The sequence below is a fragment of the Sphingomonas sp. GC_Shp_3 genome (assembly GCF_026540945.1).
In the GTDB taxonomy this organism is placed as follows: Bacteria; Pseudomonadota; Alphaproteobacteria; order Sphingomonadales; family Sphingomonadaceae; genus Sphingomonas.
The window spans coordinates 67,962-85,152 of record NZ_JALNUT010000002.1 but is presented as its reverse complement, the minus strand read 5'-3'; the positions used below and the strand labels follow the sequence as shown (position 1 = coordinate 85,152).

Here is a 17,191-nt window from a genome sequence, read left to right as displayed (position 1 = left end):
GGAGACGATGTTGGCAGCGACCGACGCACCGTTCGACATCAACCGGCGCGAAGCGCTGGCGGCGGGCCTCGCGGTCATGACGCCGGCGCTGCTGGCGGCGCGCGCGGCGGAGCGTCAGGCCGACGAGCGGCTGTGGTACCGGCAGCCGGCGGGCGCGTGGACCGAGGCGCTGCCGGTCGGCAACGGGCGGCTCGGCGCGATGGTGTTCGGCCGGGTCGGGCAGGAGCGTTTGCAGCTCAACGAGGACACGCTCTGGGCCGGGTCGCCGTACTGCGCCGACAATCCGCAGGCGCTGGCGGCGCTGCCGGAGGTGCGCGCGCTGCTGGCGGCGGGTCGCTACAAGGAGGCCACCGATCTCGCCTCCGCCAAGATGATGGGCAAGCCGATCGCGCAGATGCCGTATGGCTCGCTCGGCGATCTGTTGCTGAGCTTTGTCGGCGCGCGCCAGCCGACCGAATATCGACGCGAACTGGACCTCGCTTCGGGGATCGCCGCAACGCACTTCGCCCAAGGAGCGGCTCGGTACACGCGCGAGGTGTTCGCGTCGCACCCGGATCAGGTCGTGGTCGTCCGGCTGAAGGCGGCGGGCGGACGGCTCGACTTCGATCTGGCGTATCGTGCACCGCGTGCGGTGGCGACGCCGCGCGAGCAGTTCGCCGAGGGGACGCTGCCGCAGGGCGTCGTTGCGACCGACTGGCTGCTGCGTGAGGATGCGGGCGCGTTGCCGCCGGACGTCACGATCGCGGCGGACGGCGCCGGTGCGATTCTCATCGCCGGGCGCAACGTCGCCTCCAGCGGCATTCCTGCCGGGTTGCATTATGCGCTTCGCGTCGCTGCGCTGGGCGACGGCAGGATCGTCGCAGACGCGGGCGGCTTGCACGTGCGCGGCGCGAAGGCGGTCACGCTGCTGATCAGTGCCGCGACCAGCTTCGTGAATTTCCGCGACACCGGCGGCGATGCGATCGCCAAGGCGCGGGCGGCGGGCAGGGCGGCGGAACATCAGCCCTACGCCGCTCTGCGCGCGCGCCACATCGCCGATCACGGTGCGCTGTTCGGTGCGCTGAAGATCGACCTCGGCACGAGCGCGGCGGCGGCGCTGCCCACTGACGAGCGGATCGCGGGCGGCGAAAGCGGCAGCGATGCCGGCCTTGCCGCGCTGTACCTGCACTATAGCCGCTATCTGCTGATCGCGTCTTCGCGGCCGGGAACGCAGCCGGCCAACCTGCAAGGGATTTGGAACGAGGGTACCAGTCCGCCGTGGGGCAGCAAATACACGATCAACATCAATACCGAGATGAACTATTGGGCGGCCGATCCCGCCGCGCTGGGCCTGCTCACCGAACCGTTGCTGCGCATGGTCGAGGATCTGTCGATCAGCGGGGCAACCACCGCGCGCGACATGTACGGCGCGCGCGGTTGGGTGGCGCACCACAACACCGATCTGTGGCGCGCGACCGCGCCGATCGACGGGCCACTGTGGGGGTTGTGGCCGTGCGGCGGTGCATGGCTGTGCAACGCGCTGTTCGACCACTGGGATCATGTGCGCGAAACCGCGCTGCTCGCGCGGGTGTACCCGCTGCTGCGCGGGGCGACGCAGTTCTTCCTCGATACGCTGATCGAAGACCCGAAGGGACGCGGGCTGGTGACGTCGCTGTCGTTGTCGCCGGAGAACATGCATCCGTTCGGATCGTCGCTGTGCATCGGCCCGGCCATGGACCGGCAGATCATCCGCGACCTGTTCGCCAACACGCTTGTCGCCGGGCGGCGGCTGGGGCGGGACGATGCGTGGTTGCAGCAGGTCGAGGCCACGCGCGCGCGGATCGCGCCGGACCGGATCGGCAAGGCCGGGCAGCTACAGGAATGGCTGGAGGACTGGGACCTTGAAGCGCCCGAGCCGCACCACCGCCATGTTTCCCATCTCTACGCCGTATACCCGAGCGGGCAAATCAATGTGCGCGACACGCCTGCCCTGATCGAAGCCGCCAAGGTGAGTCTGCGTCGGCGCGGCGATCTCTCCACTGGCTGGGCGACCGCGTGGCGGGCATGTTTGTGGGCGCGCATGGGGGAGGGCGACCATGCCCATGCCGTGCTGACGGGCCTGCTCGGACCCAAGCGCACCTATCCGAACATGTTCGACGCGCACCCGCCGTTCCAGATCGACGGCAACTTCGGCGGCAGTGCCGCTATCCTGGAGATGGTGCTGCAATCCTGGGGCGGCGAACTCCACCTGCTGCCGGCGCTGCCGTCCGCCTGGCCGGACGGGTCGATCGCGGGCTTCCGCGCGCGCGGCGGGTTGCGCGTCGATCTGGCGTGGCGAGGCGGTCAGCCTTCGGCGCTGACGATACAGGGACCGGCGGCAACGACCATTGCCATCCGGCATGGTGCCGAACGCTACAAGGCCGAGATCGCGTCATCAGGGCGATACACGCGGCGCTGGACTTGATAGAGGCTCGACGGGGCTGATCGTGCCATCGTTTGCGTAAGCGCGCGGGGTCCGCCGATGAAGGGGAGACGTGATATCATGAAGACGGTAAGCGGCGCGATGATCGCGCTGTTCGCGCTCGCCACTGCGACGACCGCGCAGGCGAAGGACGACCCGCTCGCGCCGACGAGCCGGTGGAGCGCGTATTCGGCGGGCCGCGCTCAGACCCCGCCGATGGGATGGAGCAGCTGGAACGCCTTCGCGACCGATATCGACGAGGACAAGATCCTCGGTTCGGCGCAGGCGCTCGTTCGGGACGGTCTGGCGGCGAAGGGCTATCGCTACGTCAACATCGACGATGGTTGGTGGGCGCAGCGCCGCGTCGCAGACGGGCAGCTCCTGATCCGTTCAACGCGCTGGCCCTCGACCGTTAAGGCGGGTGCCGATCCATCCTTCCGGCCGGTCACAGATCGGCTGCACGCGATGGGGCTGAAGGCGGGGATCTACTCCGATCTTGGCCGCAACACCTGTTCGCAGGCCTATTCGCCCGATGATACTGATCTGCCCAAGGGTTCGGTCGCCGAGCGGGAGGTCGGGCTTTACGGCCATATCGATCAGGATATCGGGCTGTACTTCGCCAAATGGGGGTTCGACTTCATCAAGGTGGACGGCTGCGGCTTGCGCGCCTTTGGGGCGGACAGCGAGAAGGTGGTGTCCGCCAAATACCGCGCGTTGCCGCCGATCCTGAACATGGAATTTGTCGCGCGATCGAACATCCCCGCGGTGCAGTCGCTGTTCCGGCAGATCAACGCCGCGCTGGTGCGCGACAATCCGGACGGCGATTACCTGCTGTCGCTGTGCATCTGGGGCGCGGCGAACGTGCGCAGCTGGGGCAAGGATTTCGGCAACATCTCGCGCACGAGCGACGATATCAACCCGAACTGGGGGCGGATGCTCACCAATTTCGACAGTGCGGCGAAGCGGGCGCTGTATGCGCATCCGGGATCGTGGAACGACCCGGACATGCTGTATATCGGCAAGGGCGATTTCGACGCGGCGCACCTGACCGAGGCGCGATCACACCTGTCGATGTGGGCGATGATCAACGCGCCGCTGATGATCGGCATGGACCTGCGCACCGCACCCAAGGCGCTGCTCGACGTGTTCGGCAATGCCGAGGTGATCGCAGTGGATCAGGACCCGGCCGGAAATCAGGCGGTGGTCGCGTTCGACAGCGACGAGTTGCAGATCTTCGTCAAGACGTTGAGCAACGGCGACAAGGCGGTGGCGGTGTTCAACCGTGGCGGCGTGCCCATCGACGTAGACCTGACCGCCGCGCACATGAAGTTCAGGAACGCGACCGACATTGCGTTGGTTGATCTGTGGACGGGTGCGCGGCGTAGCTTCCGCGATACTGTGAAGCTGCACCTCGATGGTCACCAGACGTTGCTGTTCCGCGCGCACGGGACGCATGGTCTCGACAACGGCCTCTACCTGTCCGAGCAGCCGGGCAACGTAAACCCGGCGGTGGACGGCGTGGTGCAGCCCGCGCCGGACCCGACGATCCACCGGTCGGCAAGCGGCTGGCAGGGCACGCGCGGCAGCGGCGAGCGGCCGATCTACGCGGGATGGGGCGGCGCACAGCCGGACAGCGCGCCGTATGGCGAGGCGCTGGAGATCGACGGCAAGATGTTCGGCACCGGCATCGGCGTGCTGGCGAACTCCCGACTGGAGGTTCGCAACACCGGGTACCGCCGGTTCACCGCCACCGTCGGTGTCAACGATTCCGCGCGCGACACGGATCGCGCGGCGACGTTTACGGTTTATGGCGATGGCAAGCCCCTCGCCACCAGCCGTGCGGTGAAATGGGGGCAGGCGGGGCAGCCGATCACCGCCGATGTGACCGGAGTGAAGATCATCGAGCTGGTCGCGCGGGCGGACACGGGTGCCGCGCCACTGCCGGTGACATGGGCCGACGCGGCGCTGCTGACGCGCTGAGCGAGCAGCTTCAGGCCGGGCGGGTGTCGAGGCAGGCGAGCAGCGCTGCCTCGACTTGGCGGATCGGCGCGGGGTCGGAGACTACACCTGCCGCCGCCCCACGCAGGGTTGCGCGGGCGTCTGCCCGGCCGGCCGCGTCGCGCGCTTCGGCCGCCCAGCCGGTGGCGCGCGCGACATACTCGTCGGGGGAGGTTGCGATCCCCTCGGGCACGCCGAGGTCGCGCAGTAACCCGGCGGCGAGGCGCTGGCGCAGGAAGTGGCCCTCCAGCGTGACGATCGGCAGGCCGCGCTGGATGGCCTGCAACGCGGTGGTGAAGCCGGAGAAGGCGGGGCAATCGAGATAAACGTCCATCGCGTCGAGAAAGCCGTTGAAGGCCGGCGCGGTCATCCACTCGGTGGTTTTGATATAGCTATCCGGGTTCAGACCGGCTTGCGCAAAAGCGGTGCGGAGGCGCTCGACGAGCTGCTCGCCGGCCCATCGCTGGCGGCGCGGCATGACGAACCAGAACTCGCAAACGCCGGCGTCACGCGCGATCCGCGTCAGCAGCGCATCGTCGGCGGGATCGAACTTGATCGGCTGCTGGCAGATTGCGAAGCGGACAATATCCGGCGAACCGGGCGGCCCGCGCCACGGCTCCGCAGGTCCGGCGTGCCAGTCGAGACAGACGCCGGTGCGCGGCAGCCGGATCAGCCGTTCGCGGTAGTGCTGATCGGCGTCGGCGGCTTCCAGCGCCGCGCCGCTGAAGAACAGGTCGATGGTCGGCAGCCCGGTGGTGATCGGATGACCCCAGAAGGCGGCCTGCACCGGGGCGAGGCGCTTGGCCGCAAGCGTGCCGGTCACCGGGTCCATGCCGACTTCCGGGTACAGGATGATGTCGGGTCGGCCTTGCTCAATCACTGCCTGCCAGGCCGCCGCCGGGCGGGCGCCGGTGACGAAGTGATCGACAGTGTTCGCCGCCCATTCCGTCTGCGCGTCGGACATTGTGCCGAGGTGATAGAGCGTCACCGCGAACCGGCTGCGGTCGAGATGCGTGAGCAGGCCCTTGAGGATGATCCGCCACACCGGATGATCGCGCACCTGCGCGCTGACGATCGCAAGCCTGATGCGACCGTCACCAGGCGACGCGTGGCGTGGTGACGCGGGCGCTGGGGTGGCGACCAGATCGCCATATTGGCGCAGCGGCGCGGTCACGTCGCCGTTACGGTAGGCGAGGTAGAAAGGTTGGCTGGTTCCAGCGACCGCATGCAGGCTGGTCGGCGCGCGGTTCGCCCATGCGGCGAGATCGTCCAGCGCGGCGGCGAACGCGACGGGCGTTGCCGCTGCCGCGTCGGCGGTGCGCGGCATCATCGGGATCGCCGTCATCGCCAGCGCCAGCCGCGCATCGGCGCGGTCAGGCCAGCGGGGCAACATGGCGCGGTAGGCATCCGCCGCACCGGCGGTATCTCCGATTTCCTGCAAGGCGTTCCCGAGGTTGAGATAGGCGTCCGCATGATCGGGAGCGACCCTAATGGCGTGCCGGTAGCAGTGCACCGCCCCACTGAAATCCTCGCGTTTGGCAAGCGCAAGGCCGATATTGTTGTGCGCGGCGGGCAGCTTGGCGTCCAGTTCGATCGCCCGGCGATAGCCTGCGATCGCCGCTTCGCCGCTGCCCATCGCGGCGAGGATATTGCCTCGGTTGACGTGCTTGCCGGCATCGTGCGGCCGCAGCGCGATGGCGCGGTCGATCGCGGTGAGCGCGGCGGGCAATTCTCCCTGGTGGGCGAGCGCGCCGGCCAGCCCGGCGTGCGCCTCGGCATGGGCGGGCTGAAGCTGCACCGCGCGGGCGTAGGCAGTGCCCGCCTCACTATGCCGGCCGAGCTGGACCAGCACGTTGCCGAGGTTGTTGTGAAACGCCGCGACGCGGTTGTTCTGGGCGATCGCGTCCGCGATAAGCCGCCGCGCGCTGGCGTGATCGCCACGCTGATGCGCGACCACGCCGAGCAGATGCAGCGCATCGGCATGGCGCGGCTCGATCGCCAATACGGCACGATAGCCTTGCTCCGCCGCGTCGAGCTGCCCGCTCTGGTGGTGGCGGAGCGCTGCGCCCAGCAGCTCGCGCGGCGTCATCGCACCATGAAGCGGGACAGATCGGCGTTGTCGGCGGTCGGCCCGGCGCTGTCGGCGCGCAGCGTTCCGGTGGCGGCATCGACGTGAAGATAGCGGTTCGTCTGGAGCGACATCAGCACCGCGCCCCCGCTCAGGCTCTCCATCCATTGGAAGCTCTGCGCCGGACCAGGGCGGACTGGTGCCAGCGATACGCCACCATCCGCGGCGACCGTCAACGCGCGGGTACCCTGTACCAGCGCGACCCGGCCGAGCGTGCGATCCTGAACGCTGAAACGCGGCTGCAACAATGCCGGCGTGGGCGTCGCGCCGATCGGGCGCAGTGTGATGTCCTTGCGATATGGGATGGCCGGGCGGCTTTCCGGTCTGGCTTCGTGAACGTCGAATCTGGCGAAGTCCGCGTGGCCGCCGGCAACGCCGCGCTGATTGTATGCGAACAGGCTGTAGCGCACGCCCTGAAAGGTCATCAATTGATAGACCATCGTGAAGTCCGGCCCGAGATCGGTGAAGTGCTGGCCGTCGGTCGAGTAGCTGAAGCGGGCCTGCTCGCTGTCGAAGTCGCACGCCGCGCGCAGCCACAGGTGGCTGCCCGTGAATGGCGCGACCGCGACGCGACCGCCATTCTCGTCGAAGCGGACGATCGACAGGCCACTCGCGCTTCGCTCCACCCCCAGCCACGCATACGGCCGGTTGAGCAGGGCTAATCCGGCTACATCGCCCGCAACGAGGCCGCTCGCGTCGAGTTCCGCCGTGACGGTGGATTGCGGGCCGATCGCACGCTGGGTGAGGGTGTTGCGGGCCGCGAGGAAATCGGCCGCGGGCAGGGTGTGCAGGCGTAGCGCGCCCGGCCGTTCGCTCAGTGACCAGTGCGTCGGATCCGGCACGTGGTTCCACTGCCACACCGCGCTGAGCTTGCCGTCGAAGCTGTCGCTGCGCACGTAAGGCGCGTGTGGCGGCGCGCTGGAGGCGATCGGCTTGATCCAGGTGCGGGGCGAACGGCCAAGATTGCCGGGCAATCCGAAATATGGCCAGCCATCCTGCCACGTTACCGGCGACAGCGCGGTCAGCCGGCCGACCGAATTGCCCTCGAACATCGACCAGCCCCACCAGTCACCTTTCGGTGTCTGGATGATGCCGCCCTGATGCATCGACAAGTGGTCGCGGTCAGTGGGGTCGGGCGGGAGGATGTGCGCGACATCCTTGCCGCCGGCGAGGTGATAGCCCTTGCGCTCGCCGAAATCCTCATGCTCGCTGATCGACGGATTGATCTCCCACGGGCCGAGCGGCGAGGGCGCGCGGGCGGCGGGCATGCGGAAGCTGCCGGCATATTCGGCGGTGGTGATGTAATAGGTCTTGCCGAACTTGTAGAAATGCGAGCCTTCGCCGAGGCCGGTGCCCTTCTGCGTGATGATCCGCTCGCTGCCCGGCACGATGTCGGTCAGGCTGGCGTCGAGTTGCGCGAGATGCAGTTCCTGATAGCCCCATACGACGTAGACCTTGCCGTCATCGTCGAACAGCACCGACAGGTCGTGGAACGTCCGCTTCATCGGCGTGCGCGTCCACGGCCCCTTGGGCGAGCGCGCGGTGAACATCTGCGTGGTGGCGTGGTTGACGTTGCTGAAGATGTAGAAGGTGCCGTCGTGATAGCGGAAGCTCGGCGCCCAGATGCCCTGTCCGTAAATGCTCTTGCCGCCCTCCAGGCGGTACGCCGGACCGAGATCGAGCGTATCGAGCGCGTAGCCGACGAAATCCCAGTTCACCATGTCGCGCGAATGGAGGATCGGCAGGCCCGGCATCGCATGCATGGTCGTGCCGGTCAGGTAGAAATCGTCGCCGACGCGGATCATGTCGGGATCGGAAAATTCATCATAGAACAATGGGTTGGTGTAGGTGCCGTTGCCGTTATCGGCGGTCCAGGTCGGGCCTTGCGCCGCCATCACGCTCCATGGTGCGACCAGCGCGCAAATGCCCGCGATCAGCGCGTGCCGTGTCCGCGCGCAAAGCTTAACCGTAATCGTCATCCTGCCGTCTTACCGCTCGAACTTCAGATTGGCACTGAAGAATGGCAGCACATTCTCCTGAACGCGCGTCGCGACGTTGCTGGTATGCGTGCCGGGGTAGACGGTGAAGCTGTTGGCGATCCCGTAATCCGCCATCACCTGATGCAGCTTGGCGGCATCGACCTTGAGCCCGTCCTGATCGCCGACGTCGATCGCGATGGCGTGGTATTGCCGGAGGTTGCCGATATACTGATCGACAAAGGCAAGCGGCGCGTTCGCTGCCCATTTCGCGAGGACATCGGGCTGCACCACGCCGTTCTTGGTGGGCAGATCGAGATAGAGCGGCGGTGCCTTCGGATCGGGCGACCACGCCGCGGCGGAGGCAAGCTGCGCGCGCAGCATGAACGGGAGCGTCGCGGAGTCGGCGGGCGATTTCAACGCCTCCAGCGTCGCCGCCGCCGCCGGGTCGATCGTGCCGGCGGTCCGCGCGGAGAGGCAGCACGGGCTCATCATGTAGATCGCGCCGTACATGTCGGGATGCTTCATGCCGATCCGGGCGGTGCCGTAGCCGCCCATCGAATGTCCGGCGAGACCGCGACTGTCCCGGTTGGCGATGGTGCGATAATGCGCGTCGACATAGCGGATCAGGTCGCGCGACACGAACGTCTCGAAATCGCCGGTCGTCATCGAACTCGAATACATCGAGCCGTTATGGATGGTCTTCGAATCCGGGAGGACGAGGATCATCTCCTTGCTGCCCTTGGCGAACGCACCGGCGCTGGCCTCGGTCAGGTGGATTTCCTTGCTCCACTGCTCCGCGCCGATCGAATAGCCGTGCAGCGCGTACACCACCGGATACCGCCGCTTCGGCGACGCGGCGTAGCTCGGCGGCAGCACCACCAGAACGTCGCGATCGGCCGATTCCCCTTCGAGATTGCCTTCGATCGATGGCGCGTGGACCTTGATGTGCTCGATCGTCACCGGCCGCGCATTGGGCACGGCGGGCGGCGGATTGGTGGCGACCTGCGCCGCGACCGCGACCGGCATGGCGGCGGTGAGCAGCAGCGCGAGCGGCCAGTGGCGGAGGCGGGAGCGGATCGAGGGCATTGTGGGAAATCCTTGCGAACGGAACGGGGTGAGCGGTTGACGGGTCAGGGCGTCTTGAACGTCCAGCGGCCCTTGTCGCTTGTCGGGTCGAAGGCGGCCAGTGTCGGGGTGCTTGCACCGATCGCCATCAGCGCAAGGTCGCCGCCGCCTGTCGGGCGGAGCTTCGGCGAGATGCGGTAGCTGCCGTCGGTGAGCTGGTCGATCCGCCACAATTGCGCGGGCGCACCGGTGAAGGCAGGTACCGCCTCGACCTCATCATTCTGCGTGGCGGCGAGTGCGCGGGTCGTGCCGGCGATCAGGATCTTGTAATAGGGTGCGCCCATGTAGCCGCCTGCATCGGCGACCGGGGTGATCGTCCACTGCTGGTGTGGGCGGATCATGTATTCGCCCATATCGACCGCGACACGGCCGCTCGACCAGCCGGCCGAATCCTGCGCAAGCGTCTGGTCCGGTATCGGCACGATCGGCTCGCCCGGTTTGGCGAAGAACGAACGCCGGAAATCGAACGGGATGCGAACGAAATCCACGTCGAGCTGAAGCGCATTGCCGCTGCGCGCCGAAGCGATCTCATAGGTGCCCGCCTTGAGGTTCTCACCCGCCATCGGCCAGCCGTCGCGCCACAGCAGCGGCTGGATCGCCAGCACGCTGCGGCCGCTGCGATCCATGTCGGCTTCGTAGTGCATCGAGAACTTTTCGGTGCCGCCGCCAAGGTCGATCAGGCCGAAATGCCCGGGGCCGAACACCCGCCCGCGCCCGTCGATCACCAGCTTGCCGCCGCCCTTCAGCAGCGGCACGCCCATGTTGTCGAGGTACGGTCCGGTCGGGGAGCGCGAGCGGCCGACGCGGATGTTGTAGGAGGAATTGGGGCCATCACAGCAGGTGCCGTGCGTGCCGAGCAGATAATACCAGCCGTCGCGGAACAGCAGGTCGGTCGCCTCCATGTCGATCGCGACGTCGACCGGCTGGTTGCCGGGCAGACGGCCGCCGGTCTTGGGGTCAAGCTCGACGATGCGGATGAAGCCGAAATAGGTGCCGTAACTGAGCCACAGGTGGCCGCCGGTGTAGAGGAAGGCGGGATCGATCGCGTCGGCATCCTCGACACCGTCGCTCGACGCGACCGTGCCGACATCGTGGTAGCCGAATTGGGGCGACTTGGGGTCGAGCGACTTGGTCCACATCACCTTGACGTCGCTGGCGTGGCCGCCGTTCATGCCGCCCCCGCCGACCGCATAGGCGACGTAGTAGCGATCGCCGATCTTGACGACATCGGGCGCGACGCCGCCGCCGGGCCGCTCGCCGCCGCTGTGCCAAGTCCAGCCGTCTTCGGACACCAGCCCGCCGCGACCCGTGCCGAACGTGTAGTATTTTCCGTCCGACAGCGTGATGGTGGAGGGATCGTGGATGAAGGGTTCGCCGGCCAGTTGCGCGTGCGCACCGCCGGTGCCGGTAATCAACGCCGCAAGGCCAAGCGCGACGGTGGCGAAATGCTTCATGGCGGTTCCTGCCTTCGGTGCGGGTTGGGGATGGCGAACGCGCATCACTTCACGTCCACGGTGATGTCGCGGATCGGCTTGCCGTCCTCATCGACGAAGCGGACGCAGAAATCGCTCAAGCCCGGCCCGTTGATGACCGCGCCGCGCAGGACGTTGCGGCCCTTGTTCAAGGTGATGCGGGGCGAAAGCACGTCGTCCATCACCATGCGCCGGTCGCCCGACAGCGTGACCGCTTCCTTGCCGTTCAGCCACCACATCGACGCCGCGTTGGAGCCGACCGCGAGCCGGACGTTCCTGCGCTCACGCGGGCTGGTGATAACGGTGACCGCCTGGAAGATCACGCCATAGGTCGGCTTGCTCAACGCTTGCGCGAAATTGAACAGCTTCACGTCGAACGGCACCGCGTCGAGCGCATGCCAGCGCAGCGGCGTGGCCACCGTGACCGTGTCGCCGTCACGCGGCACCGCCGTCATCTGGCCCGGGAAATATCTGGTGGTAAGCGCGGTGCGCACGTAGCTGCCGGTGAAGCCCGAATTGCTGCGGTTCGGCTTGACGATCGGTTCGAGCAGCAGCCAGCGCTGGAGAAAGCCGTCCGCATCCGGCGTCTTCGCCCCCGCCGTGACCGGCTGAAAATAGGGCACGAGCCGGTCGGGCGTGGTGGTCTGGGCCATGGCTGCGCCGCCCCCACACAGCGCGGCGGCGGCAATCGCGGCAAGCAGCGGAAACCGGAAGCTCTCTCTTTGTCTCGAAACCATCAGATATCTCCTTGAGAGCACGCGATTACCGCTTGGCGAGCAAGCCGTTGGTGTCGAGCCAGCGCATCATCGCCTCGAACCAGCCGGTGCTGGTGGTGCCCGCCTTGCCGAGCCCGAAGCCGTGGCCGCCATGTTCGTAGAGGTGGAACTCGACCGGGCGGTCCGCCTGCTGCCACGAGTCGATCAGGCCGAACCCCTTGTGCGCGAACAACGGGTCGTCGCTCGCCAGCACCGCGAACATCGGCGGTGCGTCGGCCGGGACCTTGACCGCCTCCATCGACCCATAGATCGGCGCGATGAAGGCGGGCTTCGTGTCCGGCGCGGAGAGGGCTACCGCCATCGTCGTCATCGCGCCGGCCGAGAAGCCGATCATGCCGATCCGTGTCGGATCGACCTGCCACTGCGCCGCGCGCGACCGCACCAGCGCGAACGCCGCCCGCGCATCGGCGATCTGGTTCGACAGGCCGGCAACCGCGTCCTCGGGCTTCAGCCGTGAGTCGGGGCGGCCGGCGCTGGCGAACATTTCCGTCACCGCCTGTTCGAACTGCGGCATCGGCCCCGGTGTCGGCTTCAGGCGATATTTCAGCACGAAGGCGGCGATGCCGCGCGCCGCGAACGCCTTGGCGACGCGCCAGCCCTCATTCTCCATCGACAGCATCAGGAAACCGCCGCCGGGCGCGACGATCACCGCCGCGCCGGTCGCCTTGGCAGGATCGGGCAGGAACGGGGTAAGCGTGGCACTGCTGACGTTGCGCGTCATCGCGACGCCATACTGGCTGAACCACGCCTCGGGCGCGGTCGATCCGGCCACGCCGCCGGTGTTCAGCGCGATCGCGCCGGGTTCGGCGGGCGCTGCCATCGGCACCATGCGTGCATCCTGCGCGACGGCGGGAATGGAGACGGCGCAGGTCGCACCGGCGAGGGCCAAGCCGAGAAGATGATGGAAGAACCGCATGCGTTTTCGTTCCTGTGTCTGGTCGGGGAGGTGTCGGTCAGCCGAGCAGAATGCGCCGCGGGGTGCCCTCGGGATCGTCGACCATCCGGCACTGGCTATCGAACACCATCGTCTGGCAGCGGGTCGGGTCGCTTGGCGTCCAGGCGAGGCCGGGCTGGCTGGGGTTGCCGGTTCGCGCGAACGTCGCCCAGGCGGTCGCCATCGTGCGCGCCAGTCGCTGGGCATCGGGCGTGTTGCCGGTGCCTTGATCGCAGCGGGCGGTGTTGTCGAAACAGAAGGCGAGGTCGGCGGTGTGCCAGGCACCCGCCACGCCATCCAGTTGCGGCGACTGCCACTGGAACAGATACTGGTACACCGGCGCTGCCCGCTGGGCATATTTGAGCGCGACCATCGCCTGCACGCGGTTACGCCCGGCGAGCCCCTGAACGCCGTAGGACAAGGTGCGGATCGCCTTTTCCGGGTGGGCCTGTTTCATCGCGGCGATCAGCGCATCGGCCTTGGTCGCGCCCATCTGCTTGGTGAGATCGGCGCGCCATTCCGCCTCGCTCGGGTTCGAGCCGAAGCGCATGCCCTCTTCGCTGACGTTGCCGATCATCACCGGAATGTCGCGCGAGATTTCGGGGGCGACATCGGCGTAGGAGCGCACGTCGATGATCTTGCCATCGAGGGTCGGACCCCAGCCGATTCGAGGGGTCGCGGATGGCCCGGGCATACCGCGCATCGGCCCGTTGATGTCGGTGGCAACCTTGTTGCCGGCATCGAACAGCGTTTTCCACTCTGCCTTCTGGAGTGTAGCGATATCCTTGGTGCCGAGTTCGCGCATCAGTCGCCGCGAGAAGTCGCGCGACTGTTCGGCGGACGGGATCGCGCCGCCGCCGCCGGACTGGACGGCCGCACGGTGGATCAGCCCCTTGCCGGCTGGCATGCCGAGCAAGGTCGTCACCTTGGAGCCGCCGCCGGACTGGCCGTAGATCATGATCTTGCTGGGATCGCCGCCGAAGTTCGCGATATTCTCCTGCACCCAGCGGAGCGCCGCGATGCAGTCGGTCATGCTGACGTTGACCGATTCGTCATAGGCGCTGCCGCCGACCTCGGTCAGATCGAGGAAGCCGAGTACGTTGAGGCGGTGATTGATCGATACCTGTACGACATCGTGGTGCCGTGCCATCTGCGCGCCATCGTGCGAGGCGAGTTCGTAGGACGAACCGAAGCTGTAGCCGCCGCCATGAAAGTACACCATCACCGGGCGGCTGCCGCTGAGCGACGGCGTCCAGACGTTGAGCTTCAGCATGTCCTCGCCAAGGAAACCGTCCGTCCACTGCTGAAGGAAGGTATGCTCGACGGCGCGAAAATTATGCAACGTCTGCGGGCAATTGGCACCGTAGGCGAGGGCGTTGTACGGTTCGCTCCAGCGTTTCGGCGGCTTAGCCGGCAACCAGCGGTTCTCGCCGCCGGTGTCGTCGCCGTACGGCACGCCTTTGAAGGTAAAGACGCCGTTCGAGACATAGCCGCGCACCGGGCCGTATTGCGTTTTCGCGACCGCGTCGGGCGGGGTGGAGCAGGTTCCTGCGGACGTGTTCGCAGTCGCGCGGGCAGCGGCGGAAGCAGCGCGGGGCGCGGCCAATCCGGCGGTGGCTACAGCGGAGGCGAACAGCGCCTGGCGGCGGTCGAACAGCGCGTCTTTGCGGCTCATGCTTCTCTCTCCCATGCGTGCCGCTTCATGGTTGGCGGCTTGTGCAGTGTGATCGTATCGGGGTCGGCAGGCGATATTCAAGGGTGCCGGCGGGGTGCTACGACGCTATTCCGCGTGGCTGCCGCGCTTGCAACCGGACCTTGCTGAGGCTGCGATGTTGCCACGAGCCGGGGCGTTGCAGATGTTCCGGAAACATAGCGCGGTTCGCGATTGTTCAGACTTTCCCCCCTCGCGTGCGGAGCCGTTTCACTCGGCTTCCGGCGGCGAATGTCTCACCGCGTTAGTAGGCGTAATGGTATCGCTATCATCCGTGTGTCGCAAGATATTTATCATAACAGTTCGCGGTTTTGCCGGTGGCGGCTACGGGCGCGTGACGCCGGCGTCGTCCATCACCTTGCGGGCTTCGGCGGGCCATTCACCCTTGGCAACGGCGACGTTGTCGATCGCGCGGTTGTTCAGATAGTCGGTCCAGGTGCCGGTGCGCTTGCCCGAGTCGAACCAGTTGCCCTGCGCCAGATTGTCGAGCGCGGTGCGGCTCGGCAGGGCGAAATCCTGTGAGTTGAGGTTGAGCCACACGCCCACGTTGCTGACGACGTTGTTGCGGATCGTGACGTAGCGCGATCCTTCGTCGAGATAGAAGGCGATGCCCCCCGGAACGTCATACACGTAGTTGTCGGCCAGCAGCGCGCCCGGGTCCGCCGACAGGTGGTAGATCGCGCCGCCGTCGGGGAACCATTGCTTCACGTCATGCACGCGGTTGCCGGTGACGACGGTGTCGCGCAGCGTAGTCGGCGTGTCGTAGGTGCGATTGCCCGGTGCGTCGTAATAGCCACGGCTTACCGCGTAGTAGACCGGGCTGCCGCCGGGATCGTTGGTGCCCCAACCCCAGCCGATATCGATCCCGTCATAGGGTGCGCCCGACACATCGTTATGCGCGATGATCGTGCCGGTCGCGTAGGTGACGAGGATCGCAGCCTGCTCGCGGTAGGCTTGCGAAACGGTGCTGATCACGTTGTCGCGGATCTGGACGTGGCGGATCGCCATTTCCGGGCGGGACGGGTGGTGCGCGTCGGGTGTGACCCCGCCGACCATGATCGCGCCACCGGCAAGGTCGGTGAAGCGCGAGCGGCGCACCTCGACCGCCGCTGCGCCAAGCCCGATGCCGCTGTCGTTCGCGTCGGCATTGTTGCCGATGCCGACTGCGATCTGGCCGAGTTGCGTGAACTCGTCGCCATCGAACACGATGCGGCTGGCGGCGGCGACCTGCACGGCGGCGGGCTGCTGGCGGAAGCGGTTGCGCATCGCCTCAAACGGCCAGCATCCCCACGAACAGTCGCGGACCGGATCGGCGGGATAGCCCGGCACGTCGCCGGCGAGATAGGCGCCGCTCTGCTGGCTGGCATAGCCCTCCGGCCCCGAGGGTTGCAGCCAGCTGGTGTGGCGGAAGCTGATCCCGCGGAACTGGAGATCGCGCACCGGCACATCATAGCTGCCGCTGATCGACATCAGCGATTCCAGTCTGGGAAGCACCACCGCGACATGATGCATGTCCTGCCCGGGAAGCGGCTTGTAATAGAGCTTGCCCGCCGCCGGATCGGCGAACCACTGGCCGCTTTCGCGCAGGAAGGGAAGGGCGTTGACGAAGAACAGCGCGGCGTTGTCGCCCCACACCGAGCGCGCGGCCGTATCGAAGCCGATCAGATTGTTGCGCCAGCCGGGCTGCTGCATGATGATGCGCGTACCCTCGATGCGATCGACCATGGCGTGGCGATCGGTGAACCAACCGGTGCTCTCGACCTCGGCGCGGTGTTGGTCAGGCAGGTCCGCGAGGAAGCGCCACGCCGGGTCGGTGATGTCCAGTCCCCATTCGTGGAAGGTGAAGGCGCTGCGCGGGGCGCGGACGCTCGCGCGTGCCGCCATGTGTCCGTCCACCCACAACTGGCGGGGATCGGCGCCGCGCGGTATCGCGGCCGTCCAGATGCCGCGTTTCACATCGGCAAGCGTCCAGCCGCTGACGGGCGTGCCGCCGGACAGTACCGGATGCGCACCGGCGGCCGCCTCCCAGCGCACGGTGAAGCCGTTCTGCCCGCCATCCGCGGCGGTGAAGCGCAAAGGTGCATCGAGCCGATAGATGCCATCACCAAGGCGTACCGTGACGTCGTGATCCGTATTGAGCCGCCGCACCGCCGCCTGTGCCCGCGCGATCGTCGCGAATGGCCGCGCGGGCGATCCGTCGGCGCTGTCCGACCCGGTGGGAGACACCGCGAGGACCACCGGAACTGGAGCTGGTCGGCTCCAGATGTGGATGTTGTTTGCGGATTGTTCGTGGCTGGCCGCGGGCGGACGATAGTCCGGGATCGGCAGGGTAGGCAGCGTCTGCGCGAGCGCGGCTGCCGGCGCTGCCACCGCGACCAGAGTGCTGACGGACAGGATCTGGCGGCGCGGGCGTTCGATATGGGGCATAGCGGCGGTGTGTCGCACGGGAAGCGAGGGTAGCGCCACGGTATTATGCGATTTTCGCCGCGTGCGGCAGCAGCGGCTATACCGTCGGGCAGACTCCGGGAAAATCGTGCAGACCATCAAATAATACGTTGTAAACTACAACAGTTGTAAGTAGCACCATTCCTGATTGACGCGCAGATCGTCAGCAGGAGAGGTTGGTTG

Annotated in this window: 10 protein-coding genes; 2 read left to right on the top strand and 8 right to left on the bottom strand. The window is 67.1% G+C overall.

Features of this window, described 5'->3' with window-relative positions:
- The first annotated feature begins 10 nt into the window (after positions 1–10).
- Positions 11–2,443 (top strand): glycoside hydrolase family 95 protein, encoded by a 2,433-nt coding sequence (locus OXR00_RS06175; protein WP_267387237.1) that lies wholly within the window; start codon positions 11–13, stop codon positions 2,441–2,443.
- 78 nt (positions 2,444–2,521) lie between these two features.
- A complete protein-coding gene (locus tag OXR00_RS06170; RefSeq protein ID WP_267387236.1) occupies positions 2,522–4,420 on the top strand; it encodes an NPCBM/NEW2 domain-containing protein in 1,899 nt (632 codons plus the stop codon).
- A gap of 10 nt (positions 4,421–4,430) precedes the next feature.
- Here OXR00_RS06170 and OXR00_RS06165 read toward each other — a convergent pair whose 3' ends face one another.
- The 8 genes from OXR00_RS06165 to OXR00_RS06130 form a co-directional block, all read right to left on the bottom strand.
- Positions 4,431–6,527, bottom strand: a complete 2,097-nt coding sequence (locus OXR00_RS06165; RefSeq protein ID WP_267387234.1) for a glycosyltransferase family 41 protein — start codon at positions 6,525–6,527, stop codon at positions 4,431–4,433.
- On the bottom strand, positions 6,524–8,545 hold the full coding sequence (locus OXR00_RS06160) for a glycoside hydrolase 43 family protein (protein ID WP_267387233.1): 2,022 nt from the start codon (positions 8,543–8,545) through the stop codon (positions 6,524–6,526). Before OXR00_RS06160 ends, OXR00_RS06165 begins: the two co-directional genes overlap by 4 nt.
- A gap of 9 nt (positions 8,546–8,554) precedes the next feature.
- Positions 8,555–9,631 (bottom strand): alpha/beta hydrolase-fold protein, encoded by a 1,077-nt coding sequence (locus OXR00_RS06155; RefSeq protein WP_267387232.1) that lies wholly within the window; start codon positions 9,629–9,631, stop codon positions 8,555–8,557.
- 44 nt (positions 9,632–9,675) lie between these two features.
- On the bottom strand, positions 9,676–11,124 hold the full coding sequence (locus OXR00_RS06150; protein ID WP_267387231.1) for a family 43 glycosylhydrolase: 1,449 nt from the start codon (positions 11,122–11,124) through the stop codon (positions 9,676–9,678).
- A 44-nt stretch (positions 11,125–11,168) separates the two neighbouring features.
- Positions 11,169–11,879 carry an acetylxylan esterase gene (locus tag OXR00_RS06145; protein WP_267387230.1) on the bottom strand — a complete coding sequence of 237 codons (711 nt, stop codon included), beginning with the start codon at positions 11,877–11,879 and terminating at the stop codon, positions 11,169–11,171.
- Positions 11,880–11,904: 25 nt separating this feature from the next.
- Positions 11,905–12,834 (bottom strand): alpha/beta hydrolase, encoded by a 930-nt coding sequence (locus OXR00_RS06140; RefSeq protein ID WP_267387229.1) that lies wholly within the window; start codon positions 12,832–12,834, stop codon positions 11,905–11,907.
- Between the two features lie 37 nt (positions 12,835–12,871).
- Positions 12,872–14,527, bottom strand: a complete 1,656-nt coding sequence (locus tag OXR00_RS06135; RefSeq protein WP_267387228.1) for a carboxylesterase family protein — start codon at positions 14,525–14,527, stop codon at positions 12,872–12,874.
- Between the two features lie 360 nt (positions 14,528–14,887).
- Entirely contained in the window at positions 14,888–16,990 is a 2,103-nt protein-coding gene (locus tag OXR00_RS06130; protein ID WP_267387227.1) for a right-handed parallel beta-helix repeat-containing protein, read from the bottom strand.
- Between the last annotated feature and the right edge of the window lie 201 nt (positions 16,991–17,191).

Bases quoted from the DNA above. Each gene is read 5' to 3' on its own strand.
- OXR00_RS06140 (WP_267387229.1), bottom strand. From the start codon at position 12,834: ATGCGGTTCTTCCATCATCTTCTCGGCTTGGCCCTCGCCGGTGCGACC.
- OXR00_RS06145 (WP_267387230.1), bottom strand. From the start codon at position 11,879: ATGGTTTCGAGACAAAGAGAGAGCTTCCGGTTTCCGCTGCTTGCCGCG.
- OXR00_RS06130 (WP_267387227.1), bottom strand. From the start codon at position 16,990: ATGCCCCATATCGAACGCCCGCGCCGCCAGATCCTGTCCGTCAGCACT.
- OXR00_RS06135 (WP_267387228.1), bottom strand. From the start codon at position 14,527: ATGAGCCGCAAAGACGCGCTGTTCGACCGCCGCCAGGCGCTGTTCGCC.
- OXR00_RS06165 (WP_267387234.1), bottom strand. From the start codon at position 6,527: ATGACGCCGCGCGAGCTGCTGGGCGCAGCGCTCCGCCACCACCAGAGC.
- OXR00_RS06155 (WP_267387232.1), bottom strand. From the start codon at position 9,631: ATGCCCTCGATCCGCTCCCGCCTCCGCCACTGGCCGCTCGCGCTGCTG.
- OXR00_RS06150 (WP_267387231.1), bottom strand. From the start codon at position 11,124: ATGAAGCATTTCGCCACCGTCGCGCTTGGCCTTGCGGCGTTGATTACC.
- OXR00_RS06160 (WP_267387233.1), bottom strand. From the start codon at position 8,545: ATGACGATTACGGTTAAGCTTTGCGCGCGGACACGGCACGCGCTGATC.
- OXR00_RS06170 (WP_267387236.1), top strand. From the start codon at position 2,522: ATGAAGACGGTAAGCGGCGCGATGATCGCGCTGTTCGCGCTCGCCACT.